17 protein-coding genes and 2 rRNA genes are annotated in these 24,891 nt (G+C 65.6%); 8 read left to right on the top strand and 11 right to left on the bottom strand.

Annotated elements, in window-relative coordinates; genetic code table 11:
• A 23S ribosomal RNA gene (locus AAFU51_17190) occupies nucleotides 1–640 on the top strand; the annotation flags it as partial.
• Between the two features lie 106 nt (nucleotides 641–746).
• Nucleotides 747–857: ribosomal RNA gene (gene rrf / locus AAFU51_17195) — 5S ribosomal RNA — on the top strand.
• Nucleotides 858–929: 72 nt separating this feature from the next.
• Here the strand turns inward: rrf and AAFU51_17200 are convergent.
• Together AAFU51_17200 and AAFU51_17205 are read right to left on the bottom strand one after the other, a co-directional pair.
• Complete coding sequence (locus AAFU51_17200) at nucleotides 930–1,454, bottom strand: tetratricopeptide repeat protein (GenBank protein MEO1572990.1); 525 nt, start codon at nucleotides 1,452–1,454, stop codon at nucleotides 930–932.
• 229 nt (nucleotides 1,455–1,683) lie between these two features.
• Entirely contained in the window at nucleotides 1,684–2,922 is a 1,239-nt protein-coding gene (locus AAFU51_17205; protein ID MEO1572991.1) for an MFS transporter, read from the bottom strand.
• 282 nt (nucleotides 2,923–3,204) lie between these two features.
• Here AAFU51_17205 and AAFU51_17210 point away from each other — a divergent pair, with 282 nt between their 5' ends.
• Together AAFU51_17210 and AAFU51_17215 are read left to right on the top strand one after the other, a co-directional pair.
• On the top strand, nucleotides 3,205–6,288 hold the full coding sequence (locus AAFU51_17210) for a TonB-dependent receptor (GenBank protein ID MEO1572992.1): 3,084 nt from the start codon (nucleotides 3,205–3,207) through the stop codon (nucleotides 6,286–6,288).
• 128 nt (nucleotides 6,289–6,416) lie between these two features.
• Nucleotides 6,417–8,180, top strand: a complete 1,764-nt coding sequence (locus AAFU51_17215; GenBank protein ID MEO1572993.1) for a T9SS type A sorting domain-containing protein — start codon at nucleotides 6,417–6,419, stop codon at nucleotides 8,178–8,180.
• A gap of 128 nt (nucleotides 8,181–8,308) precedes the next feature.
• Here the strand turns inward: AAFU51_17215 and AAFU51_17220 are convergent, their stop codons facing one another.
• The gene (locus AAFU51_17220) at nucleotides 8,309–9,883 is read right to left on the bottom strand and encodes an aryl-sulfate sulfotransferase (GenBank protein ID MEO1572994.1); all 1,575 of its coding nucleotides are present in this window, start codon (nucleotides 9,881–9,883) and stop codon (nucleotides 8,309–8,311) included.
• 157 nt (nucleotides 9,884–10,040) lie between these two features.
• On the opposite strand from AAFU51_17220, the gene infA reads away from it, so the two are divergent.
• A complete protein-coding gene (gene infA / locus AAFU51_17225; GenBank protein ID MEO1572995.1) occupies nucleotides 10,041–10,259 on the top strand; it encodes a translation initiation factor IF-1 in 219 nt (72 codons plus the stop codon).
• 156 nt (nucleotides 10,260–10,415) lie between these two features.
• Here the strand turns inward: infA and AAFU51_17230 are convergent, their stop codons facing one another.
• From AAFU51_17230 to AAFU51_17265, 8 genes are all read right to left on the bottom strand, one after another.
• Complete coding sequence (locus tag AAFU51_17230; GenBank protein ID MEO1572996.1) at nucleotides 10,416–11,615, bottom strand: MlaD family protein; 1,200 nt, start codon at nucleotides 11,613–11,615, stop codon at nucleotides 10,416–10,418.
• A 110-nt stretch (nucleotides 11,616–11,725) separates the two neighbouring features.
• Nucleotides 11,726–12,523, bottom strand: coding sequence for an ATP-binding cassette domain-containing protein (locus tag AAFU51_17235; protein MEO1572997.1), 798 nt, complete (start codon nucleotides 12,521–12,523; stop codon nucleotides 11,726–11,728).
• A 117-nt stretch (nucleotides 12,524–12,640) separates the two neighbouring features.
• Nucleotides 12,641–13,582, bottom strand: coding sequence for an ABC transporter permease (locus AAFU51_17240; protein ID MEO1572998.1), 942 nt, complete (start codon nucleotides 13,580–13,582; stop codon nucleotides 12,641–12,643).
• Between the two features lie 197 nt (nucleotides 13,583–13,779).
• Nucleotides 13,780–16,455, bottom strand: a complete 2,676-nt coding sequence (locus AAFU51_17245) for an ABC transporter permease (GenBank protein ID MEO1572999.1) — start codon at nucleotides 16,453–16,455, stop codon at nucleotides 13,780–13,782.
• A gap of 2 nt (nucleotides 16,456–16,457) precedes the next feature.
• Nucleotides 16,458–16,817 carry a helix-turn-helix transcriptional regulator gene (locus tag AAFU51_17250; protein ID MEO1573000.1) on the bottom strand — a complete coding sequence of 120 codons (360 nt, stop codon included), beginning with the start codon at nucleotides 16,815–16,817 and terminating at the stop codon, nucleotides 16,458–16,460.
• Nucleotides 16,818–17,048: 231 nt separating this feature from the next.
• Nucleotides 17,049–18,998, bottom strand: a complete 1,950-nt coding sequence (locus AAFU51_17255) for a DUF2339 domain-containing protein (GenBank protein ID MEO1573001.1) — start codon at nucleotides 18,996–18,998, stop codon at nucleotides 17,049–17,051.
• Nucleotides 18,999–19,070: 72 nt separating this feature from the next.
• Nucleotides 19,071–20,324 (bottom strand): hypothetical protein, encoded by a 1,254-nt coding sequence (locus tag AAFU51_17260; protein MEO1573002.1) that lies wholly within the window; start codon nucleotides 20,322–20,324, stop codon nucleotides 19,071–19,073.
• Between the two features lie 88 nt (nucleotides 20,325–20,412).
• Nucleotides 20,413–20,991: an NUDIX domain-containing protein gene (locus tag AAFU51_17265; protein ID MEO1573003.1), complete on the bottom strand. Its 579-nt coding sequence runs from the start codon at nucleotides 20,989–20,991 to the stop codon at nucleotides 20,413–20,415.
• A 244-nt stretch (nucleotides 20,992–21,235) separates the two neighbouring features.
• Here AAFU51_17265 and AAFU51_17270 point away from each other — a divergent pair, with 244 nt between their 5' ends.
• From AAFU51_17270 to AAFU51_17280, 3 genes are all read left to right on the top strand, one after another.
• Nucleotides 21,236–22,948, top strand: a complete 1,713-nt coding sequence (locus AAFU51_17270; protein ID MEO1573004.1) for an NAD+ synthase — start codon at nucleotides 21,236–21,238, stop codon at nucleotides 22,946–22,948.
• Nucleotides 22,949–23,083: 135 nt separating this feature from the next.
• The gene (locus AAFU51_17275) at nucleotides 23,084–23,764 is read left to right on the top strand and encodes a DUF433 domain-containing protein (GenBank protein MEO1573005.1); all 681 of its coding nucleotides are present in this window, start codon (nucleotides 23,084–23,086) and stop codon (nucleotides 23,762–23,764) included.
• Nucleotides 23,765–24,194: 430 nt separating this feature from the next.
• On the top strand, nucleotides 24,195–24,890 hold the full coding sequence (locus AAFU51_17280; GenBank protein ID MEO1573006.1) for a M15 family metallopeptidase: 696 nt from the start codon (nucleotides 24,195–24,197) through the stop codon (nucleotides 24,888–24,890).
• The last annotated feature ends 1 nt before the right edge of the window (nucleotide 24,891 follow it).

A 24,891-nucleotide genomic window follows, 5' to 3' on the forward strand; every position in this document is an offset into this window, starting at 1 on the left:
CTGGGGCGGTCGCCTCCTAAATTGTAACGGAGGCTCACAAAGGTGTCCTCAGCACGGTCGGTAATCGTGCGCAGAGTGTAAAGGCACAAGGACGCTTGACTGCGAGACACACAGGTCGAGCAGGAACGAAAGTTGGTCTTAGTGATCCGGCGGTTCCGAATGGAAGGGCCGTCGCTCAAAGGATAAAAGGTACGCCGGGGATAACAGGCTTATCTCCCCCAAGAGTTCACATCGACGGGGAGGTTTGGCACCTCGATGTCGGCTCATCGCATCCTGGGGCTGGAGAAGGTCCCAAGGGTTGGGCTGTTCGCCCATTAAAGCGGTACGTGAGCTGGGTTCAGAACGTCGTGAGACAGTTCGGTCTCTATCTGCTGCGGGCGTAGGAAACTTGAGCGGATCTATCATTAGTACGAGAGGACCGTGATGGACTGACCTCTAGTGTACCTGTTGTGGCGCCAGCTGCATCGCAGGGTAGCTACGTCGGGAAGGGATAAGCGCTGAAAGCATCTAAGCACGAAGCCCACCGCAAGATTAGGTTTCCCTTATGGGTCGTTCGAGACGAGGACGTTGATAGGCGGCAGGTGGAAGCGTGGCAACACGTGTAGCCGAGCTGTACTAATAACCCATGAGACTTAACGCCCACACACCGACCTTGAGCATACCTCCCGAAAGGGAGGAGTTATTCAGAGCACAGTGTGCTCGTGGCCCCATGTGATTCTACTTCGGCTACCATATGTCATCCATTTCTTGGTGACTGCAGCGCAAGGGGTACACCTCTTCCCATTCCGAACAGAGAAGTTAAGCCTTGCAGCGCCGATGGTACTGCCACTAGGTGGGAGAGTAGGTCGTCGCCAAGTTCCTTTCAGCCCGATCCTCAGCAAGAGGGTCGGGCTTTTTGTTTGGAGTACCGTGCCTTTCGGGACCTGCGATCACGGATTAGGGGCGCGCAAGCTGTCGAGCGTCTGACGTGCCTGCATCGCAGCCACCGTGTCAGCGTTCGCCACAGGCAGCGCCTCTTGCAGCGTAAGAAACCGCTCTAGATCTCCTGCTGCAGCTTTAGACTGACCAACCCGAGCCTTGAGGAGTCCGCGCTCGTAGTAAAATGCCCCGTTCCCAGGGTCAAGCGCAATAGCTTGAGTAAGTGCTTCTATGCTGCTCTCGAACTGCTCCATGCTCATAAAGACGATTGCGCGCATCCGGTGAGCACGAACGCGGTCCTGCATATCCAGCGATTCGGAAAGGCCAGCTCGTTCTAGGTCGGGAAGCGCCCGCTCTGGAGTGTCCGTTGCAAGAAGGCTAAGTCCGCGGAGGAAAGATGCTACATCCACCGACGGATCGAGTGCCAGAGCGCGGCCAAGATCCGCCGCTGCCTGCTCGTACTGCTGGCTCATGTAGCGAACCTGCCCTCGACCAATAAAGGCCTCCACTATGGTTGAGTCGACTTCGATGACCATGCTGAAGTGCTCTTCGGCGTCAGCAAGCCTTAGCGCAGCGAGAGCCTGATTGCCATCGGCTAGCGCCTGCTCCGACGGAGATGGACCAGAGCTGCACGAAGACACTCCGACAAGGAGACAAAGAAAAGCGATCCTAAAACACGAGCGATGGAACAGTAGGCACATATGGGGAAACGAAGCAGTGAAGCCTGGCTTGGATGAAGTAGATGGCTGATCACGTCGCCTGTGGTCAACCAACTGGTGCTTGTGCGTCTTCAGTGGGTTCTGGCAACGCTTTCCACACTAGCCACGCCATCAGCAGGATAACGACGCCTGAAGCGAGGGTGTCGCTGACATAGCCATAGCGAGCGTAGAGCCAGCCAGCGAGCGTCGCGCCGAAGCCTGTGCCAATCTGGCCGATGGCGATGGTGAGAGACATGAACGATCCGCGCTGTTGAGCAGGGACAAGTGCGGTGAGTAGCGCCTGGAGCGGAGCCATTCGCATAGAGAACAGGCCCATAATGGCGATATAAACAGGGTAGGCGACCCACCGGACGATCACGAGCTCGGTCAGCAACATCGACACGGCGGCAAGACCCAGGCACGACGCGAGGATCAACGGCTTGCGGCCGATTCGGTCAGAAAGCGTCCCCGCAGTAGGCCCTATGAGTACGCTCACCGTCCCGCCCACGAGGAACAACGTCGCGATGAAGTCGATCTGGACCTCGCCGAACTGGAGAGGGCGCCCGAATAGCGACACATCGAGTGCGAAATTGTCTGTGAGCCATTGCGGCAGCAAGACCACGAGCAAGCTCAAGCTCATGTACATCAGGAAATACGTAAGCGACGCAACGCGTACATCCGAGTCGCTAAGAAGTCGTCCGTAGCGCTGCAACCCAGATTTGAGTGTGATCTCGCCCGTGTCGCGCTGGACATCGGGCTGAGGGACGAGTAGTAGGATCATCAGAAACGCGACCGCCATGATGACAGCAAAGGCCATGAAGGGGATGCGATAGCCCAGCGATGCGGCCAGCACACGACCGATTGGAATGCCGATGACGAGCCCGAACGGAACGCCGCTCATCACGAGGCCTGTCGCCCACCCGCGTTTCTCGTAGGGGAAGTAGTCGCCGCAGTAGGCGACAGCAGCCCCGCTGAGCATCCCGCCGCACATACCGGCAAGTACACGCACCAAGGCGAACGACGCAAACGAGGTCGCCAGGCCGTGCAGCCCCAGCACGACCGCGATTGCGCCTGAGCCGATCAGGAGCACCCGTCGTCGCCCGATCCGGTCTGAGATGGGACCCATCACCAGCGCGGCGAAGGCGAGCGCGTAGGAATACACGGAGACAAGCCAGCCGAGCTGGGCGACCTCCGCTTCGAGCGCCTCGCCTAGAATGGGCAGAATCGGCGTGATGATGATGGTCTGGCTCGCGGCGGTGAACACCATGAGCCAGAGCGGGAAGAGAATAGCGGCGGTTCGTAGCACGCTGGTGTGAGGTCGGGGGTGCGCAACGCGCAAAATGACGAGCAACGGGCGTGCGTCCTCGTCAGTGAATGCGCACGATGGTCTCTATCACGAACACCGTGCCCAGCCAAAATGTATGTCGAAACAAGGAAGCGAGGAGGGGTTGTGAAGAACGCCGAGGTTACGATGAGGTAATACGGCGGTAAAAGCGAGGTAATAGACGCCCTCTAGCTTGGCGACCTGAAGACCAGTTGCGCCTTGGCGCCCTGGCCCCTCTCCCCACACCCACAACTTCAGGCATCCATGGACACCACCACACAGGTGCGCCGCTGGCGCAGCCTCCTGGTATACAGCGCGCTACTGTTAGGCATCGCCCTACTCGGTAGCCCGGCGTTGCTCGCGCAGACCGGCGTCATCGCAGGTACCGTCGTCGAACAGAGCACGGGCGAGACGCTCCCGGGCGTCAACGTCGTCATCGACGGCACCACACAAGGCTCATCGACGAGTCTCGACGGCGACTATCGTATCGGCTCCGTCACACCCGGAACGTACACCCTCGTCTTTACCTACATCGGCTTCACCACGCAGCGCGTCACGGGCGTTGAGGTAACTGCAAACGAAGTCACTACAGTCGACCTCGCCATGGGCGAGGAGCCGCTCGAACTTGGCGACGGCCAGGAGGTCGTCGTGGAGGCTCGGCTTATCCGCGACAATGAGTTTGCCCTATTGGCGGACCGCGCGCGTGCCGCTCAGGTGAGCGACGCGATCTCGCTCGAAGAGATCAGCCGCCGAGGCGCAGGCGATGCCGCCGAGGCGATGGCGAGCGTCACGGGCGCGAGCGTCGTAGACGGCAAGTACGTCTACGTCCGCGGCCTCGGCGACCGCTACTCCAACACGACCCTCAACGGCTCGACGCTCCCCAGCGCCGACCCGGACCGCAAGGCGTTTCAGCTCGACCTGCTGCCCTCGGGCCTCATCGAGAACATCGTCACGCTGAAAACCTTCACGCCGGACAAGCCGGGCGACTTCGCAGGTGGCCTCGTGGACGTGGCGACGAAGTCGTTCCCCGAGCAGTTCACGTTCTCGTTCGGCCTCTCCGCCACCTACGACGCGCAGTCAAGCTTCTCGGACGTGCTCACCTACGGTGGCAGCGGCACCGACTGGCTCGGCTACGACGACGGGCAGCGCTCGCTCCCGGACGCGCTGGCCGACCCGAGCGCAGAGGTCCCCGGCCAGGTTGAGGCGCGGGACATCAACCTCACCAACGAGGAGCGCCTGGCTGCTGCCGAGGAATCGCAGCGGCTGACGGAGGCGTTTAGCCAAGACTGGGCGCTGGGCCAGGAAACGGTCCCGTTCAACCAGAGCGTGTCGCTCTCCCTCGGCGGCCCGGCTACGTTCCTCGGCGGTCAACTCGGCTACACGGGCAGCTTCAACTATGGCCGCTCGTTCTCCTGGTTTCCTGACGCCACCAACGCAGCTTGGGTGCTCGCAGCGAGCCGCTTCGGCGACCCGGGCGACATCACCGAAACCGACCGGCTCAACAACGGCACGATCTACTCCAACGACCTCGCGGCCTTCGAGGCCGTCGACTTCGACTCTTTGGACGCCGCGCTCTTCCGCAATACCCGTTCGGTGGAGGAAGTCAACTGGGGTGGCTCCGGCACGGTCAGCTACCGTCCGGTGCGCAACCATGAGTTCGGCCTGACGATGCTGCGCACCCAGTCCGGCGCGAAAGAAGCGCTCGACCTCGGGGGCATCAACATCCAGTCGAGCACGCGCGCGCTGCGTAGCCAGGCCCAGGGCTATACGGAGCGTTCGCTCTCCAGCGTCCAGTTACGCGGCGAGCACCTCTTCGGTGTACTCCGCGCCGAGTGGAAGGGCGCCCTCAGCAACAACCAGCAGGACGAGCCCGACCTGCGGCTCTTCACGTTCGGCTCCAACCGCGTCGTCAATGACGAGGGGGTGATCGATACGACCTTCGCCCTCACCGGAGCGGGCGGCCAGGAGCCCACGCGCTTCTTCCGCGACCTCAACGACGACACCCGCAACGCGAGCCTCGACCTCTCGGTGCCTTTCGGCTTCTGGGACGGCCTGAGAGCCACGGCCAAGGCCGGTGGTGCGTTCGTGCAGAGCGAGCGGCGGTTCACCGAGCGGCGGTTCATCTACCGCGAGGGCCGCGCTGCAACGCCCTTCTCGGAGTTCGACGGCGACATCGCCGCCTACTTCAACCAGGGCAACGTGCCGGAGGAGCAGCAGTTTGGCGACCTCAGCGCCTACAACCTCGGGCTCTTCCTCGAAGAGCAGTCGCTGCCGCGTAACAGCTACGACGCGGACCAAAGCGTGGTCGCTGGCTACGTCATGGTGGACCTCCCGATCACGGAGAAATTCCGGTTCGTCGGTGGCGCCCGTCTCGAGACGACGGATCTCAACCTCATCAGCGACGGCTTCGAAGCGCAGCGCGATCAGTTCGAGCCCACCGAACTCGACTCGCTGTTCCGCGCGGACCAGTCCTACACGGACCTGCTGCCCTCAGCGAATGTGGTCTATGCGCTGGCTGACAACATGAACCTGCGTGCCGCTTGGACGCAGACGCTCGCGCGTCCGACGTTCCGCGAACTGGCGCCCTACGAGAGCTTCGAGCTGCAGCGCAACGAGTTCTTCGGCGGCAACCCTGACCTTGAGCGCACGCTCATCACCAACTATGACCTGCGATGGGAGTGGTTCACGCGCCCGGGCGAACTGTTCGCCATCAGCACCTTCTATAAGAACTTCGACAGCCCCATCGAGCGGACGATTCGCCAGAATACGGGCGGCGAGTCGCAGTTCATCACCGTCCGCAATGTGGATCGTGCTCAGGTCTACGGGGCCGAGTTCGAGATGCGCAAGCGCATGGACGGCGTGACGGCGCTGCCTGTGCTCCGCAACATGCAGTTCGGCGGCAACCTCTCGCTCGTCTACTCGGTGGCCGACATCCCCGGTGCCCCGGACGATCTCAACACGGAGCTCGGCAACATCATCGCCATCGACCCAGACGCTGAGGGCTCGCGTCCGCTCGTGGGACAGTCGCCGTACATCATCAACCTCGACGCCACCTACCAGAACATCGACCGGGGCACGACGCTCTCGGTCCTGTTCAACGTGTTCGGCGAGCGCCTCGCGCTGATCGCTGAAAACGCCACGCCTGACGTGTTCGAGCAGCCGCGTCCGCAGCTCGACGTGACGGCGTCGCAGGCCTTCGACAGCATCGGCCTCACCGTGAAAGCAGGCGTGAGCAACCTGCTCGGCTCCGACTTCGAGGAGACGCAGACGTATCGCGGCGAAACGTACGTCTACCGCAGCTATGAGCTGCCGCGCCGCTTCTCGCTGGGCGTGACCTACTCGCTCTAAGCCCACAAGCTCGGCACCTGGGAGGCGTGAGGATGTCTCCCAGGTGCCCTCCCACACTCCCGCAGATCCTCACTTCGTGCATGCGCCCGCTGCGGGTGCGTCCTACCAACCCACTCACTTCTCCTCTCATGTATCGACTCTTCGCTACGCTTCTCCTCGCCGCGTTGCTCGCGCCGGCGGGCTGGGCACAGGTCGCGCCGACCTGCCAAGCAACCGGCACCGACGAAGGGCGCCCCTCGTGCACCCTCACCGATGCTAGCCTCGAACCCGGCACGGACTATCAACTCGACGCAGGGACCACCTACATCCTCAGCGGCATCGTCATCGTCGAAGACGGGGCCGTGCTCCGCGCTCCGGCGGGCACCCGCTTCAAGGCGGAAGCCGGCACCGGCACGGACGCTACGGCGCTCGTCGTGGCGCGCGGTGGTCAGCTCATCGCCTCCGGTACGTCCGTCGAGCCCGTCATCTTCACGTCCATCCAGGACAACCTCGATACGGCTGACTTCCTGACCTATCAGGACCGCGGGCTCTGGGGCGGCATTATCCTGCTCGGCTACGCGCGCAACAACAACACCAGCGGCATCTCCGACATCGAGGGCGTCAACGAGATCCTCTCCGGCGACCCGCGCATCGTCTACGGGTGCACGGGCGATGACTGCAACGACGGCGACTCCTCGGGCTCGCTCCGCTATGTCTCCATCCGCCACACCGGCATCAACATCGGCCAGACGGACGGCAACGAGATCCAGGGCCTCACGCTCGGTTCGGTAGGCTCAGGCACGGAACTGGCCTTCGTCGAGAGCTACGCCTCCGCCGACGACGGCTTCGAATTCTTCGGCGGCACCGTCGACGCCAAGTGGCTTGTCGCCGCGTTCTGCTCGGACGACTCGTTCGACTTCGACCGGGGCTTCCGCGGTCGCGGCCAGTACTGGTTCGCCATTCAGGCTCCAGACCAGGCAGGCGCGCTCGCCGAGCAAGACGGCGCCTCGGGCTCCACGCCGGGCAACACGCCCTTCGCCACGCCGACGTTCTACAACTTCACGCTCATCGGCGCCGGCGTTGGCAATCAGCCAGAGACCGACCGCGGCTCGGCGCTCTACTTCCGCGAGAACTTCGGCGGCAGCTACTACAACTCGGTCATCACCCAGTTCGAGACGGCTGATGGTGGCTTCGCCGTCCGCATCCGCGACGACCTGGAGCCGGACTCGTTCGACCGCTTCCAGGCGGGCGACCTCACACTGGGCAACAACGTGTGGTGGGACTTTGGCAACGACGCCGCCCCGACGACCGACCTGACCTCGCTCGTGCGCTCCGACTCAGACAGCGCGCGCGACGCGATCGTCGCTGGGCTCGGCGCCAACGGCAACACGCTCGTCGACCCGGCCATCGCTGGGGTGGATCGCGCGGCGGTGCCGTCGAACGGGCTCGACCCGCGGCCGCTCAACAACGACAGCCCGCTCGTGACGGGCGCTCGCGCCACGCCGCCCAACGACGGCTTCTTCGACAACGTCGCCTACCTCGGCGCCTTCGGCAGCACCAACTGGCTCGAAGGCTGGACCGCGCTGAGCGACGCCAACTACCTCGGCGACATCTCCGTCGTGCAGGTGGCCAACGAGGACGCGCTGCCCGAGGACGTGTCGGTGTTCGAGGTCTATCCGAACCCGTTCGCGCAGCAGGCAACGGTCCGCTTCGGCGTCGAGAGCGCTCAGGATGTGGACGTCGCGGTGTTCGACATGCTCGGCCGCCGCGTAGCGCAGCTCGCTGCGGGCACGATGGCCGCTGGGTCGCAGGAAGTAACCTTCGAGGGCCACAGCCTGCCGTCGGGCGTCTACTTCGTGCGCGTGCGCACCGAGGCGGGCTCCGCCATCCAGAAGGTGTCGCTCGTCAAGTAAGCGAACATGGCGCTTCGTGCGCCTCTAGATAGTTACCTCCGTAACAGGGGTAGCTCCGAGCGCCGGTCTTCTCGTGGGAGGGGGGCCGGCGCTCATCGTTGTAGGAGCGCCGCCCATCGATGCCGCAGCTACGGATAGAGCGGTATCCGCTCGATGCGGTGAAACGTGATGAAGCCGAAGGCGGGCTGCGGCGGGACGATCGTCACCTCGAAGCGGACAGCCCCGCTCGCTCGGTCGACTTCTACCATCTTGCCGTAGGGCGTGCCCGTGTCGATGACGGCCCCCGGCATGAACATCACGCGGTCGACCTCCGGGTGGATGTCCACGTCCGAGACGATGCGCGAGAAGGTGTCGGTGCCGCGCTCCTTGCCGTACTGCCACACCTGCTGGATCGTCCGCGCGTCGTCGTCGATGTCGTAGAGGACGGCGCGGCTGTAGCGCGGGCCTTGCCCGTCGGGGAGATAGTGTCGGCTGTCGCCGTTATCGAAGAGAGCGAGCGTGCCGTCCGGGAGGAGCGTGGGCGCGTGCTGATACCAGGCCCACTCAAAGTCGGGGTGAGGAGTGGCGCCGTCCAGGACGGCTCCGTCCGTGATGGGCTGCCCCGAAGCGTCGAGCGGCTGGAGGAGCTTGCGGCGCAGGTTGGTGCCGTCGCCCGAGGTGTTCCAGCCGCGGTGCGGTGCCAGAATCCACACTACCTCGTTGTCGCGCGTCAGCTTGACGACGCCTTGCGTCCGTCCTGAGACGAGGATCGCGTCGTCGTCGTCGTCGTAGGCGAGGGCGTTGCCATGGAACCAGTCCACCTCGAGGTCGGCGAAGTCACTGGGCCAGGCGCGGCGTCGGTTGTCGAGCGACTGGTTGAGGTCCCACACCGTCACGATGGCTCCGCTCTCGCGGTCGATCTCGATGACGTGGTCCTCGATGGTCCCAAGCCCCACCTTGTTGACCGTGGCGATGAAGTTGCCGTCCGGCTTCTCGATGACGTTGTGGTGGAAGCTGAAGCCCGGCATGTCCCAGGTGCGCACGATCTCGCCGAGCATCGTCATCTCGTAGATCAGCGAGGTGCTGTTGCTGCCGAAGTAGAGGTTGCCGTTGGCGAGGCGCTCGATGCCGTTGTCGTAGAACAGGTTGCCGAGGACCGGGTCGTCCGTGAAGTCGAGCAGCCAGCGCGTTGCGCCGGTGGCGTCGAACATGAAGGGGCGCTGAGGCACCACGTCGCCGTTGTGGCCGAAGTAGCTGACGAGATTGAGCCCTGGGCGTCCTCCGCTCGCGGGTACGTCGATAAAGATCTGCGGCATCGCGTCGCCGACGCGATCGGTGGTGACAGTGACGGTCGTATCGCCCAGGACGGCCCCGTTGGCGTCGAAGAAGCGCAGCGTGACGGCGTTCTCGGTGGCGGCGTAGAGGCCGAGTACGGGCAGCGCATGCGTCTGCGCGAGGTCGTCGAAGCGGTGCTGCAGCGGGATCCCCGTCGGCCCGCGCCCGGCGATGCGCACCTCCACGGACGTCGGCTGCGTCGTCGTCACGGCCACTTCCGCGGCGAGCGGGGCCACGCCGGTCGGGTTGAGCGTGACCGCTAGCGCTGTCACGAAGTCGAGACCAGCCTCGACGGGTTCGGGGTCCGGCTCGGCTTGGTCACAGGCGGACACTAGCAAAAGCAGCGTGAGAAGGCGGGGGAAGCCGAGAGCACGAAAGCGGATCAACATGGGGAGGAAAGGCAGCGACTCGGGGACAGCCGGAAGGTACACGCGGACCCTCGCCGGAACCTGGCTCGTATACATACGCTCTGGACCGCGTATTGCCGCGCCCGACTGTCGTGCAGTTTGTGCGCCCCTCTGACCTGTGTCACCAACGCTCAACCCTATGCCCAAGCAAAAACCGATTGAACAAGAAGGCGTCGTCACGGAGGCGCTGCCGAACGCGCAGTTCCGCGTGGAGCTGGAGAACGGCCACGAGATCCTCGGCCTCCTCTCCGGCAAGATGCGGAAGTTCTTTATCCGCATCCTCCCCGGCGACCGCGTCAAGGTCGAGATGTCGCCCTACGACCTGACGAAAGGCCGCATCGTCTACCGCTACAAGTAGGTGCAACTCCGCGCGTAGAATTGCGGTGTGTGCGTTTGAAAGTATGAAGGTGTGGACGTCAGAAACGTGCACATGTGCATACGTTCACACCTGGCGTCGAGTCTGGTGCCTAGACGAGATCGAACGGTCCCTAGACACGACCGAGGCGGTCAACGGTTACAGGCCGTCTGCGTCCCCCTCGCCCGACGTAGGCTCGGCGGGGGGCTCGGTCGGCACCCCGTTGGATGACGCCGCGCTGGGTGGCGCCGCGCTGGATGGCGTTTCCTCCGTAGGCATGGCTGCCTCGGCAGAGACCCCGTCGGCGGACGCGTTGTCGCTCGCCTGGCGGGTTTCGAGTTCTTGGCGCAGCGCTTCCAGGCGCTGTTCGAGTTCGTACAACTCGCGCGCGCGCTCCTCCAGCGACTCGTAGGTTTCCGAGAGCGCCCGCTCGCGGATCTCGAAGGGCGCCAGTTCGAGGTAGCCGCGGTCCTCGTAGTAGCCCTTGAACAGGAAGTTGTGCTTGAGCGCCTCCATGTTCTCGGCGAGCCTGAACATGGCGAGGTTGCCCCAGTTGGCTGCGTCCTCCGAGCGCTCCAGCACGAGCATGAGGTCGTTGGCGATGGACCCGAGGCGGGCCGTGGCGTCCTCCACGTTCTCGTAGACGCTCGGGTCGTTGATGAAGCGCGCGAGCGTGCCGTCGCCCTCGTTGACCTTGCTGATGATCGACTCGATGTTGGCCGAGGCGGTCGCGGCGATCGTGACGAGCGTGTCGGCCTGAGCAGTGATACCCCGGAGCGAGACGCGCGTCTCCTGGGCCGTCGCCACGAGGCCATCGTAGAGAGCGGGATCGTAGATGAAGCGGCCGAGGGTGCCCTCGCCCGTCTGGATGTCCTGCATGATGCTCGTGAGCGTGACCGTCACCGAGTCGAAGCGCGACACCGAGTCGAAGAGCCGGTCGGAGACCTCGCTGAGGTCGAGCGGGTCCACGCCCGCGATGCTCCCGCCTTCCGCCACCGGGGGCTCTAGCTCAGAGCCCGCCGTGATCGAGACGATCACGCTGCCGACGAGGCCGTCGGTCTGGATGAGCGCGCGCGAGTCCTCACGGATGAGGTGCTGGGCGTCCTCGCGGATCTCCATCATCACCGTAATGGGCCCCCCGGGACGTGCCGGAAGCTGTACGCGCTCCACGCGCCCAACGTTGATGCCTTGATACAACACCTGCCCGCCGCTGAGCAGGCCCGCCACGCGGCCAAACTCGGCCTGCACGCGGAAGGTGTCCGAGAAGAGGAACGTGCGGTTGGCGATGATGAACAGACCAAGCACGAACGCGGCAATCCCCGCGATCATGAGCAGTCCGAGCCGAGCCTGTCGAGACATGAGGGAAGGAAGAAGTAGGAAGTTAGAAGTGGAAGACTGTTTGGATGTTCGAGGTGGGTAGGACGCGTCGAGGAACCGTACTTCTCACTTCAAACTTTTCACTTCTCACCTCAAGGCTCGTTGCCGAAGAACTCGCGGAGGGCGGGGTGCGACGAGTGTTTGAGTTGGTCCAGGCTCCCGCTCTCGGCGATTTGGCCGTCGTAGAGGAAGTGGGCGCGGTCGGTAATGATACTCGCCGCCAGGAGGTCGTGCGTGATCGCGAGCGACGAGATGCCGAGCGTGTCGCGCAGCTCGACGATGAGCTCGCTCACGACGCGCACGCTCACGGGGTCGAGGCCCGTCGTCGGCTCGTCGTAGAGGATGATCTCGGGCTTGAGGATGAGCGCGCGCGCCAGCCCGATGCGCTTCTTCTGGCCGCCGGAGAGCTCGGCCGGATACTGTGCCCCCTTCTCGGGCAGCTTCACCGCCGTGAGCAACTCGTCGATGCGGTCGTCCTTTTCGCCCTTCGACATCTTCGTGTGGCGGTCGAGGAAGAAGCGCATGTTCTCGTAGACCGTCATCGAGTCGAAGAGCGCGCCGCCCTGGAAGAGGTAGCCGATGGCGAGACGGTTTCGGTCGAGCGCGTCGCCGGTGAGCAGGTCTACGCGCTCGCCCTTGACCCACACCTCGCCGGCGTCGGGCCGCAGCAGCCCGACGATGTGCTTCGTGAGCACGCTCTTGCCCGTGCCCGAGCCGCCGAGGATCACGCCCGACGTGCCGCGCTCCAACTCCACGCTCACGCCGCGCAGCACCTCCTTCGTCCCGAAGGCCTTGTGCACGTTCCGCATCGCCACGATGAGGTGATCCGACGGTGGCGGCGAGCCCCCCGTCACCGGAGCTTGGTCAACGTCTTTGGCTTTAGCAAGCACAGCCGAGGTGGGAAGTTGGAGGTGAGAAGTTCGAAGTGGCGGCCATCTTGGAAGGTCGAAGAGAACGATCACGCAACGCGCTAGCTCTCACTTCCTACTTCGACCTGCTCACTTCTGCTAGACGGATTCGCTAACGTCGCCGAAGATCATCAGGGAGAGGCGGACGATGACCACGTCGGCGAGGATGATGAGGAGCGACGAGACGACGACGGCGCGCATCGCGGCCTGGCCGACTTCGCGGGTGCCGCCGCGCACGGTGTAGCCCAGGAAGCACGACGTGATGCCGACCAGGAAGCCGAACACGCTCGTCTTCATCGTGTCGACGACGATGTCCACGAAGCGGAGGCTGGAAAACGCCTCGTCGATGAAGATGCGGTAGTCCATGCCGGTGGCGAAGCTGTTCTCGATGAACCCGCCGACGAGCGCCAGGAAGTCGGTCATCGCGGTCATGATCGGAAACATGATCACGCAGGCGAGCACGCGCGTCACCACGAGGTAGTGGTAGGGCTTGAGCGCTGCCACCTCCAGCGCGTCGATCTGCTCGCTCACCTTCATCGAGCCAATCTCGGCCCCGATGCCCGCGCCGAGCCGCCCGGCTAGCACGAGCGAGGTAAGCACCGGCCCGATCTCTTTGACGACGGAGAGCGCGAGCATGCTCGGGAGGAACATCTCCGCGCCGAAGCGGGCCATCGTGCCGCGGCTCTGCATCGAGAGCACGATGCCGATGGCGAAGCCCGTGGTGCCGGTGAGCAGGAAGCTCTTCGCGCCGACCTCGTCCATCTGCTTGAGCAACTCCTTCCACTCGAAGGGGCGCCGCCAGAAGCGGGCGAAGAAGTGCCAGCCGAACGCGAAGAAGTCGCCCGCTTGGTCGAGGAGGCCGTAGGCGTTGGCTTGCGACGCCTGCAGCCGCTCCGTGGCGCGCTCGGCGAGGCTCTTCTCCTGGAGAATCTTCTCGTTTGCGCGGGTACGCCGGGCATCGCGCAGCCGCTGCGAAAGCGACGCCTCGGGCAGCGCATCGGAGGGCACGTCCTCGGTTGAGGCGTCGTCGTAGTCGGCCATCGGGGCGGCGAGAGGAGGCAGGGCAGAGGGGGGCGTTCCGTTTACGATACGACCTCCCGGAGGTTCATGCAGGAGCGATCGACGAACGGCGGAGGACGGCGGTGTGAAGGCGTGGACGTATGAGCGTGTGGGCGAAGAAGGGCCTCGTCCACACGCTTAGTCCTGCAGGCCTCCGCGCCCGGGAGCAGGGCGAGGTCTCAGTCCCGCCGCAGCGCGCGCGCGGGGTCGATGAGCGCCAACCGGACGGTGTGGTAGCTCACCGTGCCGAGCGCCAGCAGGAGCACCGCGATCGCGGGCCACAGGAACAGCCCCACGCTCAGGTCAATGCGCGCCGCATAGTCTTCCAGCCACCGCCCGACGCCCCACGCCATCAGCGGTACCGCGATCACAAGCGCGAGCGCCACGAGTTTGCCAATGTCGGTGAAGAGCAGCCGCGCGATCTCCGTCGGCTTGGCGCCGAGCACCTTGCGGACGCCCATCTCCTTCGTGCGCTGCCCGGCCGTGTACGCCGCCAGCCCGACCAGGCCCAGGCACGCCACCACGAGCGCGAAGCCCGCGAACACGCCGAAGAGCGTCCCGAAGCGCCGGTCGGCTTCGTAGAGTTGGTTGAACTGCTCGTCCACGAAGCGGTACTCGAACGGGTTGCCAGGAAACACCTCTTCGAAGGAGGCGCGCACGCTAGCGATGGTGCCACCGAGGTCCTCTGAAGCGACGCGGAGGGTAAACCATGCACCACCGTGCCTCGGGAAGAAAAAGAAGGGCGCGATCTCCTCGTGCGCCGACGCCCAGTAGATATTCTCGACGACGCCCACGATGGTGGCCTCGTTGTCCGAGCCTGCGCCGCCCATCAAGATGACCTGGCCGATGGCGAGTTCAGGCGACTCAAAGCCCAACCCGTCAACGGCGGCGCGGTTGAGGACGAGGTCGCTCTCGCTGAACGCGTCCCCGAAGTTGCGCCCGGCGACAAACGTGAGCCCGTACACCTCCGCGAACTCGGCGCTGATCCACACGCCAGTGGCGTAGACTTCCTCGGTAGCAGGCGCGCCGCTGCGGAGAATGCTCGTGCCCCAGTTGTAGCCGTTGCCGGGCACGTTGTCCGACATTGCCACGCCCTGCACAGCGCTCTGCTGTTCGATGCGCTGGGCGAGGGCCTGCATCATCCCCGTGCGCGTGTTCACGCTATCCGTTTCCACGGCGCTCGGACCGCTCACCAGCAGTAGCCGGTCTGCCTCATAGCCGAGGTCGATGGTGCGCAGGTGCTGGACCTGCTGGTAGACGGCATAGGTCCCGATCAGCAGCGCGAGCGACGCCGCGAACTGGAACACCACGAGCGCCCGCCGCAGTCGGTCCTTCGAGAACGCCGTGCCGAGGCCGTCCTTGAGCACCGTGATCGGGCGGAACGACGAGAGCACAAACGCCGGGTAGAGGCTCGCCAGGATCGCCCCCAGGACCAGCACGAGGAGCGCTATGGCCCAGAACGACGGCTGCGCCCAGATGGCGAATGTGATCTCGGTGCCCGCGAGCCGGTTGAGCAGCGGCAGTCCGAGCGCTGCGAGTCCCATCGCGAGGCCGAGCGCGATGCTGTTCACGAGCGTCGCCTCGACGAGGAACTGGCTCACGAGCTGCCGCCGGAACGCCCCCGACGCCTTGCGCACGCCGACTTCGCGTGCGCGCTCCATCGCCCGCGCTGTGGTCAGGTTGACGTAGTTGACCCACGCAATTACGAGGATGAAGAGCGCCACGAGGCCGAAGACCCGTAGCATGCCGGGGTCGCCCGTCGGGAGCCAGCCGTTGGACTCGGTGAGGTACGCGTCGGCGACGGGCAGGAAGACGTAGCGCATCTCGGTGCCGTTCTCAGCGAGGTCCTCGCCGTAGACCTCCATTGCGATGTCGGTCGCCTTGGCGGCAGCCTCCGCAACGCTCGCGTTCGGCTCCAGGCTCGCGTAGGTCATAAAGTTGGTCCAGCCCCAGCCGTCGTTCTCGGCGTACTGCGGGTTGGTCGTGAGCAAGTCGTACAGGGGCAGCAGCATCTCCGCCTGGAGGTGCGAGTTGCCGGGCATGTCGGCGTACACCCCGCCGACGGTATAGTCGCGTCGCACCCACGAGCGGATCTCCAGCGGCTCGCCCACAGGGTTCTCCATGTCGAAATACTTCGCCGCGAGCGTCTCGGAGAGCCATAGCGTGCCTGGCGTGCCGAACGACCCGAGGTTACCGTGGAGCGCATCGAGAGCGAAGTGGTCCACGAACGCCGAGTCGACGTAGTAGGCCGACTCCTCCTCGCGAATGATGCGCCGCTCGCCCGCCTCGTCCTGTAGGATGACCGTCATCGGGCCGTAGTTGGGGTGCACGCGGAACGCCACGTCGACTTCCGGCACGGTTGCGTTGATCTCTACCGCGAGCGCATACGGCGAGTGCTGCCCCTGCCCGGTTTCGCCATCAACGGTGCGCTGCGCGTCGACGCGGTAGAGCCGCTCAGCCTCGGGGTGATGGCGGTCGTAGCTCTGCTCGAAGGCGACGTACTGGAAGATGAGCAGGCACACCGCCATGGCGATGGCGAGCCCGCCGATGTTGAGCGCGGAGTAGGACGGGCGCTTGCGGATATGGCGCAGCGCGAGACGTACGTAGGTGCCAAGCATAATCGAGCGGGTAAGTGAGCCGCGGAGGAGGAAGGAGGGGAGCGAGCGGACGAACTGGCCGACATACCACCGCGTCGCCAGCGCGGGCCCGTCGTCGAGCGCGCGGTCGGCGAAGCCCTCGGCGAAGTCGCCCAGGACAACCTCGCGGTCGGGCAGGGGCGCGAAGACGGCGACGAGCCGCTCAGCCCAGCGAGGAGGCTCTGGCGGGTGCTGGTCGGCGTTCGGTGTCGGGTCCATCGTCATCGGGAAAGGCCCAGGCCAGACAGAGAGAGCCCGAGGCGTTTCCAGGCGAGCTCGGGGAGCCGGGCCCACATCGCCTCGTGGAGGTCGCGGGCGGCGCGCAGCGCGGCGAACCCGGCAGAGGTGACGCGGTAGCGTCGGCGCGGGCGGCCCCGGCGCTTGGCCGTCGGCGCGCCCTCCTCTGTCTCCAGCAGCCCCTTGCGGACGAGCCGGTCGAGCGGGACGTAGACCCCGCCCACGGAGTAGCGCCGCCCCGTGACAGCCTCGATTTCGGCGCGGATGTCGGCGCCGTAGGCGTCGTCGCCGAGGCGGCAGGCGGCCAGCAGCAGCATCTCTTCGGTGCGGGTGATCGTCTCCATCCAGCTTCGGGGACTCGTGCGGCGTGGGGTGTTTTCTCTACGATATAGAGCAACGAGGTGCGCGCCGCTACGGAGGCCTCGTCAGTGGGTTACGCTTTTTTCTACAACGCAGAGAAAAAAGCGTCTGGCTAACCCATCGTCGATCCAGTCGCCATGCCGAGCGAGATCACGTCGAAGCGGTCTGGCTCGGGACTAAGGATCCGCGTCCAACACGTATGGCCGGAATCGCGGTCAGGGCGAGGCTGCGGCGGCGTCATCGCCGGACGTGTTGTCGTTGCTTGCCTTGCTGTGGTCCTCGTCGTCGCTGCGCCAGAGGCTCGGGACGAGGTAGCTCACGAGCATGAGCAGCGCGCCGAAGCCGAGGAAGAGCAGGATGCGCCAGATCGCGTCCAACTCGGCGAGGTCGACCACGAACAGTTTGCCGACGACCACGAGCAGCGTCGCCAGCCCGACTCGGCGGACAAACTCACTGCGGCGCTGCCAGCCGAGCGCGAGCGCCCCGAGGGCCACCGCACCCCAGGCCACGCTCACGAGCGCCTGCCCGTTGCCGAGCGGCTCCAGTTCGCGCCAGAGCCAGCCGAGGCCGAGGACATACGTCCCCAGGAGGTACGCCGTCCGGGCACGCCCTTTTTTGAGCGTGGCGGCAGCGGCCCCGAGCAGCGCCAGCGCCGCGAGGTCGGCCAGCGCGTAGCCGGTCACGAACGGCGGCGGGGCGAGGCTACGCTCCAGACGCACGACGAGGAAGAGCACGAGCAACGCGCCGAAGCCGTGCCCGGTGACGCGGAGCCCCCGATCCCCCAGCCGGTAGGCCGCCGCATGCGTGGCCGCCATCACCAGCGAGAACGCAACGAGCCCGCCGGTGTCGTCGTCGAAGAAATAGCCGCAGCTTATCGCGGCCAGCAACACCGCCGCCACGCCGTGCGCTGAGCCGAGCCCGGGCTGCTCCTGGCTGCGCAGCCAGCCGAGCGCCCCCGCGTAGCCGGCCGCCGTGCCCAGCAGGATCAGCCCCTGGCCCCACTCTGGTGCCTCGAAGAGATCCTCGATGAACGCCCACGTCACGAGCGGCACGAGCACCGCAAGCAGGCGCGCTGGCTCCTCGGCCCACGCGCGGCCTTGGAACCAGCTCATCGCGGGACGCGGCCAGCGCTCCGGTGCGCGGTGGTACTGGACGGCTCGCCAGAGTGGCACGCCACCGAAGAGCAGCCCCGCGTAGACGACGCCCACAATCAGCACCGTGTGGTCCAAGCCGCGTGGCTGCGTGACGAAGAGGTCGATTAACTCCGCCCGTCCGATGCCGAGCACCAGCCAGCCGCCCACGATGGCGGTGACGAGGAGCGTCCGCCAGCCACGTAGCGCGTAGAGCGCAAAGGCACACGTCAGGAGCACGGACGTGTAGCCGACGAGCGCGGCAATGTCGCCGCTGCCGGTGTGGAGCAGGAACGGCGTGCTCAGCCCGCCCTGCGTCGCGACGACGGCCGCGAGTACGTCGCCGCAGCGGTAGGCGAGCACGAAGCCGAGTGCCGTCACGCCGAGCATCGCCCCAAAGGCGACGGGGTAGCTCAGGAGGTCGTAGAGCTGGAAGGCGGCGAAGAGCGTCGTGTAGAGCACGGCGAGGCCGCCGCCCATGAGCGCCTGCCCATAGCGCAGCCGCTTCGGCCGCAGCCGCAAGCCGAGCACGATCAGCCCCGCCCCGAGCGCGACACCAAATCCGACGCGCACGAGCGGCCCCACCCAACCCTGCTCGATGCTGTAGCGGAAGAGGAACGCCAGCCCGATGAGCAGCAGCGCAATGCCGAGCCGGTTGAGCCAGTCCTCGCTCCGAAACACGAACGACGCTCGCTCGCGCACCTCGTTGATCAGGGAGGACTCGTTGATCAGCGAAGACTCGTTGCCGGATGCACGTCGCTCGTCGGACACGGCTAGACGTGCACGTTCCTCACGAAGGCGCGGGCGTTCGGGGCTCCGCTCTGCCGGTCGCGAACGTTCAGGATCAGAGCGGCGAGGCTCGGAGCGCCGCCGTCCCGAGCGTCGCCCCTCCTGCCGGTCGTGGAGGTCCCGCACCACGTCCACGAGGCGGTCCACGCGCGCCTCCAGACGCGCCAAACGCTCCTCGACCGAGGGCTCTGGCGACGGTGCCGAGGTGGGGTCAGACGAATCCGGTGGTGGGGGGACCAAGGCCATGGGCGTGAAAGGCAGGCCAGAAGAAGCTGGGAGCGATGCAAAGTAGGCGTCCGCCTGGATACGCCCAACGCCTCACCGAAACTGCCGCCGGTACGCGACCTCGGTGCGGAGCGTAGCAGCGAGCGCAAACACCGCCGCCGCAAGCAAGTCGAGTGCGATCCAGCCGCCGGTCATCGCCCACGTCGTATTGGGGTCGAGCCAGACCGCGAGGACGAGCAGCAGCGCCAGCGGGAAGGCCCACCGCGCGCTCAGCCCGAAGCGCACCCACACCCACGCCGACGGTTGCTGCATCCACAAGTCGAACGGGGCCGGGGCGATGCCGCGCCCTACCACCCGCAGCAGCGCCGCGTTCTTGAGCACCACGAACGCGCCGAGCGCAACGGTGAGCGTCTGCGCCGGCGCGTCGATCAGAAAGAGCACGGCGAGGAGCGCGAGCGCGAGAAAGACGAACCGCCCCAGCGGCAGCGTCCGGTCGAGCTGCGTGAGCGTGGCCCAGGTGGGCGGGCGCAGCGCGGAGGGCATCCAGTAGACCGCGTCATAGGGAGCCGCCGCGCGCCCCTCAGCGAGCACTACGTCTGGCTCGGCGAACGCTTCGGCGTAGAATGCATGCGTGTGGTAGAACGCCGCGTCGAACGCGGCCCGCAGCCGGAGAAGCCGGGCGAGCGCGAGCGCGAGCAGGACGAGGCTCGGCGTCCACGACCACAGGCCGAGGCCGCGCCCGTCGAGCGCCGTCGCCACGATCACCGCCGCCGAGCCGACGAGGAAGATGCGCCCCGTGGTGAAGAGGCCCGGCACGACGCCGTTGGGCACGAGGAAAGCGAAACCCGGCGCAGCGGCCTTGTACCGGCGGTAGAGGTGACCGGCTTGCCCTTCGCCCCAGGCTTGCGAGCGAGCACCGAGGTCTGCATAGCGCCCGAGGGCGTAGAGTCCGAGCCCGACCCCAAATAGTATCGCCTCTGCCACCCTCACGGCGACGAGGCTGCCCGGTGCCGTACCGAGTGCCCCGAGCGGCAGCACCGCCAGCGGCACCGCCGTGGCAACTACGACCGCACCCCAGCGACGCACAACCCGCCTGAGCAGCGCCGCAGGCGATGGGTTGGCGAGGTGGAGCGCTTCCGTTTCGGGGTCCGGGAAGAGCACGTGGGGTACCGCGATCGCAACGCCACCTGCGACGAGCAAGCCCACGTACCGCAACGCATACGCCCGCGCCGCGAGGTCCGCGCCTTCGACTGCGAGCGCCGCGACGTAGGCGAGCACGGCTACGACGCCGAGATACGCCAGCATCGCCCAGCGGGCTGAGGGCGTCGCAGGAATGGGATAGGCCATGAGAGAGGGCGCGTGCTAGGGGAAGCACGAACGTACGCGCGACGAGGCGCCGCGTTACCTCGTTCGCCTCATTTCCTCACGCGATTCTCTACCGCAGCGTGCCGAGGTACTGTGTACCGTTGGGGAAGCCCGCACGGGCGTCGCGGGGCAGGCGGTCCGCAAGGCCTTCGGGATAGAGCCGGAGGTGCCTTAGGTCGTCGAGTGGGATGAACCGCGCTTCCTGGAGCAGCTGTACGCCGTCGGCGAGGAGCTCGGGGTCGGTGCCGGTGCGAAGGCGGCTTTCGAGGTCTGCGTAGTCACCATCGGCGGGGTAGACGCGGAAGTAGAACGACACCGCGTGCAGCGGGGGGCGGACGAAGTCGAGCACGTAGGCGGGCTCGCCCACGCGCACCGAGAGCCCCGCTTCCTCCTCGAACTCTCGGCGGACGCCCTCGCTGAGCGCTTCGCCAAACTCGATGGCGCCGCCCGGGGGCGACCAGAACGGCCCGTCGTCCCACAGCCCGTCGTGCTTCAGCAGCAGCACGCGCTCCGGGTTCTCGGCGCGGTCGAAGAGCAGCCCAGCGGCGCGGACGCGAACGCGGTGCCCGAAGGCCCGCTCGACCGCCTCGCTCGCCAGGGTGGCGCTGCGGAGTTTCGTAGCGGCAACGGGGTCAGTCGGGACCTGCATGGGACGCGGAATCCGGTGAAAGAGAACGGCGCGAGACGGCCTACGTGTCGCCCTTAAGATATCGGGGAAACCTGCAAGGCTCGTGCCGGGCTACCCGAGACCGACGAATCAGCGCAATCTGAATACGGCCAATTCGACCGGCGACGAAGAAAAAAGCTGCCTGCTGGCCCAACCAAACCCGCGCGATTTTCCGACGTAGCAGCGTCCCTGCTCCGTTCTCATTCCGTCCTTCCGACCCGTAGCTATGCGCATCGCGCTCTGCCAGATCAACCCCACGGTCGCCGACCTCGACGGCAACGTCGAGCGTATCCTCGGCTGGGCGCGCTGTGCCGCCGAAGACGGGGCCGACCTTGCCGTCTTCCCCGAGCTGTGCCTCACCGGCTATCCCCCGCTCGACCTTCTCGACAGCCCCGGGTTCATCGCCGACGTGCAGGCCGCGCTCGATCGCCTCGCTGTGGACCTGCCGCCCGAGCTCGGCGTGATCGTGGGCGCGCCGGTGCCGAACACCGACCACACCGGCAAGCGGCTCTACAACGCCGCGCTGCTCTTCGACGGCGGCGCCATCGTGGCGCAGGTCAACAAGACGCTGCTGCCGACCTACGACGTGTTCGACGAGTACCGCTACTTCGAGCCCGCCCCGCAACGACGCGTGGTGACGTGGCGCGGGCGACGGCTTGGCCTCCACATCTGCGAGGACATGTGGAATAACGAGGAGCACGCCGACTACCACCTCTACGACGAGAACCCCATCGACGAACTCGCCGAGCAGGGGGCCGAACTGTTCGTCAACATCAGCGCGAGCCCGTTCTCGATGACGAAGCAGGCTACGCGCCGCCAGATCCTCGTCGACGCCTGCCGCGAGCACGGCCTGCCGTTCGTGTTCGTCAACCAGATCGGCGCGAACACCGAGATCATCTTCGACGGCGACAGCCGCGTACTCGATGCCAACGGTACGCCGCTCGTCACGCTCTCCAGCTTTGCGGAAGGCTATGCTGTCTGGGACTGGACGAGTGCGGCGGAGAACGGTGCAGCCCCCTCACGGCAGAACGGCCACACGGCAGAACAGCCGCACGCGGAGGCCTCCATCGCCGACCTCCACGACGCGCTCGTGCTCGGCATCCGCGACTACTTCGCCAAGACGCCGGTCTTCGCTAAGACGCTCATCGGGCTCTCCGGCGGCATCGACTCGGCGGTGACGTGCGCGCTCGCGGCGAACGCGCTTGGGCCGGAGCGGGTCGTCGGGATCACGATGCCGTCGGCCTACTCGTCGTCGGGCTCGGTCTCTGATTCGCAGGCGCTCGCCGACGCGCTCGGCATCGAGTTCCACGAGGTCTCGATCCGCCCGGCCGTGGACGCTTTCGGGACGATGCTCACGGACGTCTTCGCGGGCACGGAGGAGAACGTCGCCGAGGAGAACATCCAGGCGCGCGCGCGCGGGCTGACGCTGATGGCGGTGTCGAACAAGTTCAACTACCTCCTCCTCACGACCGGCAACAAGTCGGAGATGGCGGTCGGCTACGCGACGCTCTACGGCGATATGTCGGGCGGGCTGGCCGTGCTCTCGGACGTGTTCAAGCAGGAGGTCTATGCCCTCGCGCGGCACATCAACGAGCGCGCGGGCCGCGAGGTCATCCCGTCGACCACGATCACGAAGCCGCCGTCCGCCGAACTCAAGCCGGGCCAGCAGGACTCCGACAGCCTCCCGCCCTACGACGTCCTCGACCACATCCTACGCTGCTACATCGAGGACCACCTCCCGCTGGACACCATCGTGGCGCAGACGGGCTACGACGCCGCGCTCGTCGGGCGCATCCTGCGCATGGTGGACCGCAACGAGTACAAGCGCCGCCAGGCTGCGCCGGGCCTCCGCGTCACCACGAAGGCGTTCGGCCTCGGTCGCCGCATGCCCATCGTGATGAAGCGCACGCACACAACAACGGCCGATGTGGCTGCGTAGCGACGCACAGATGACACCGACTGTGCCTAGGTTTGATTGTTGCTGAGGTCAGATAGTCTACCTCATTTTGCTGACGTTGAGGCACTTTCGAGTCTTCGGTACGTTTCGCCTCTTCCATACAGTCGGCTTTTCTCCATGCCTCCCTTTGACCTATACGGCGGCCGCGACCCTCGGCACATCCCGCTTTACGCGCAGCGGGAGGCCGCTCACATCGTAGGCGTATCACACTCTACGCTTCGAAGCTGGGTGCAGGAGCAGACCGACTCCGAAGGCATGATGCCTCCGCTAATTCGTCGACCCGATGAAGCAGACTCGCGTCTCTCGTTCAGCAACCTTGTCGAAGCGTTCGTGCTCCGAGCGCTTCGTGAGCGCTACCGTGTTCCCATGAAGGCCATCCGTCAGGCGGTAGCCTACGCAGAGGCTGAGTTGGACGTAAAGCACCTCCTGCTCCGCCGAGAGTTGCGTGTGTCCGGAGATCTGTTCTGGGATCGGCTGGGGCAGCTCATTAACCTGTCGCAGTCTGGCCAGTTGGCCATTCGACACGTTCTCGAAAGCTATCTCGAACGTATTGAATGGGACGAACAGACCAACCTGCCGACTCGCTTCTTTCCGCTACCAGACGCAGGCGTTGCTACGAAGTCAGTGGTAGTTGACCCCCGCGTTGCCTTTGGACATCCAACGCTGTCCGGGACGGGCATTAGTACTGAGGTGGTTAAACGCCGGATCGATATCGGGGAGACCGTAGAGGAGTTAGCTGAGGACTACCAGGTCTCGATCAAACAGGTCAAAGACGCGCTCCTCTACGAGAGGCCGTAGGGTGAGCGATACTGAGCCGACCTTTTTCATTGATCGATGCCTTGGTGCGCGCTTTCCCAGCATGCTCGAAGCTGCAGGCATTCGCGTAGTGCGTCATCGCGACCACTTCGTAGACACAGCTCCCGACGAGGAGTGGTTAGCGTGGGTAGCAGAGCATGGCTATGTGGCTCTCTCCAACGATCGCAACGTGTACCGTCGGCCTGCACAACGCGAGGCAGTACTTCGGGCCAGGCTTGCGTATTTCGTGCTGAGCGCCAACGCAAAGACGGACGAATTAGCTCGCGCGTTTATTGACTCCTATCCGAAGGTGAAGCAGCTTCTCATTGAGCACCAACTCCCGTTCATCGCTAGCATTCAGCGGCCTAGCGCTCCTGGTAGGTCAGGTCGCATCCGCTTACTCTATCCAAAGGAGGGCTGACGATGACAGCCGATGCGTCTGCCTAGCCCCCTGCTTGCCCTTCTGCTCACAGTCCCAGCGTGGGCGCAGGACGACGCATCAGACGACATGCCGCTCGTGCCGCTCGCCCAGGTCGCGCCGAGCATCGTGCAAGACGTGCGCTATGCGACCAGCGAGAATTTCGTCGGCACCCGCATAGACGGCTACGAGGCGCCGTCGTGCTGGCTGACGCGTCCGGCGGCCGAGGCGCTCGCAGCGGCGCAGGCCGAGGCAGCGGCGTTCGGGCTCACGCTGGTCGTGTTCGACTGCTACCGCCCGCAGCGCGCCGTGGACCACTTCGTACGCTGGGCGTCCGTGCCCGCCGACACGCTGATGAAGGCGCGCTACTACCCCGCCGTGCCGAAGGACTCGCTCTTCGCCTACGGCTACATCGCCGCGCGCTCGGGCCACAGTCGCGGCAGCACCGTCGACCTCACGCTCGCGGACGCCGCTACCGGCCAACCGCTCCCGATGGGCACACGCTACGACTTCTTCGACGCCCTCGCCCATACCGAGAACCCGGAGGCCAACACCGAGGCGCGGCGCAACCGGCTGCTCCTGCGTACGCTGCTCGACCGCCACGGCTTCCGCAACTACGCCCGCGAGTGGTGGCACTTCACCCTCCGCGACGAGCCGTTCCCGGACACGTTCTTCGACGTGCCGATTCGCGAGAGCACAGTGAACGACTGAC

This window comes from Bacteroidota bacterium (genome assembly GCA_039821555.1).
Lineage (GTDB): Bacteria > Bacteroidota > Rhodothermia > Rhodothermales > Rubricoccaceae > JBCBEX01.

What these genes read in the sequence shown, in the direction of transcription:
- AAFU51_17240 (MEO1572998.1), bottom strand. Translation starts at nt 13,582, where the DNA reads ATGGCCGACTACGACGACGCCTCAACCGAGGACGTGCCCTCCGATGCG.
- AAFU51_17230 (MEO1572996.1), bottom strand. Translation starts at nt 11,615, where the DNA reads ATGTCTCGACAGGCTCGGCTCGGACTGCTCATGATCGCGGGGATTGCC.
- AAFU51_17280 (MEO1573006.1), top strand. Translation starts at nt 24,195, where the DNA reads ATGCGTCTGCCTAGCCCCCTGCTTGCCCTTCTGCTCACAGTCCCAGCG.
- AAFU51_17270 (MEO1573004.1), top strand. Translation starts at nt 21,236, where the DNA reads ATGCGCATCGCGCTCTGCCAGATCAACCCCACGGTCGCCGACCTCGAC.
- AAFU51_17250 (MEO1573000.1), bottom strand. Translation starts at nt 16,817, where the DNA reads ATGGAGACGATCACCCGCACCGAAGAGATGCTGCTGCTGGCCGCCTGC.
- AAFU51_17260 (MEO1573002.1), bottom strand. Translation starts at nt 20,324, where the DNA reads ATGGCCTATCCCATTCCTGCGACGCCCTCAGCCCGCTGGGCGATGCTG.
- AAFU51_17215 (MEO1572993.1), top strand. Translation starts at nt 6,417, where the DNA reads ATGTATCGACTCTTCGCTACGCTTCTCCTCGCCGCGTTGCTCGCGCCG.
- AAFU51_17255 (MEO1573001.1), bottom strand. Translation starts at nt 18,998, where the DNA reads ATGGCCTTGGTCCCCCCACCACCGGATTCGTCTGACCCCACCTCGGCA.
- AAFU51_17275 (MEO1573005.1), top strand. Translation starts at nt 23,084, where the DNA reads ATGCCTCCCTTTGACCTATACGGCGGCCGCGACCCTCGGCACATCCCG.
- AAFU51_17210 (MEO1572992.1), top strand. Translation starts at nt 3,205, where the DNA reads ATGGACACCACCACACAGGTGCGCCGCTGGCGCAGCCTCCTGGTATAC.
- AAFU51_17220 (MEO1572994.1), bottom strand. Translation starts at nt 9,883, where the DNA reads ATGTTGATCCGCTTTCGTGCTCTCGGCTTCCCCCGCCTTCTCACGCTG.
- AAFU51_17200 (MEO1572990.1), bottom strand. Translation starts at nt 1,454, where the DNA reads ATGGTCATCGAAGTCGACTCAACCATAGTGGAGGCCTTTATTGGTCGA.
- AAFU51_17265 (MEO1573003.1), bottom strand. Translation starts at nt 20,991, where the DNA reads ATGCAGGTCCCGACTGACCCCGTTGCCGCTACGAAACTCCGCAGCGCC.
- infA (MEO1572995.1), top strand. Translation starts at nt 10,041, where the DNA reads ATGCCCAAGCAAAAACCGATTGAACAAGAAGGCGTCGTCACGGAGGCG.
- AAFU51_17245 (MEO1572999.1), bottom strand. Translation starts at nt 16,455, where the DNA reads ATGGACCCGACACCGAACGCCGACCAGCACCCGCCAGAGCCTCCTCGC.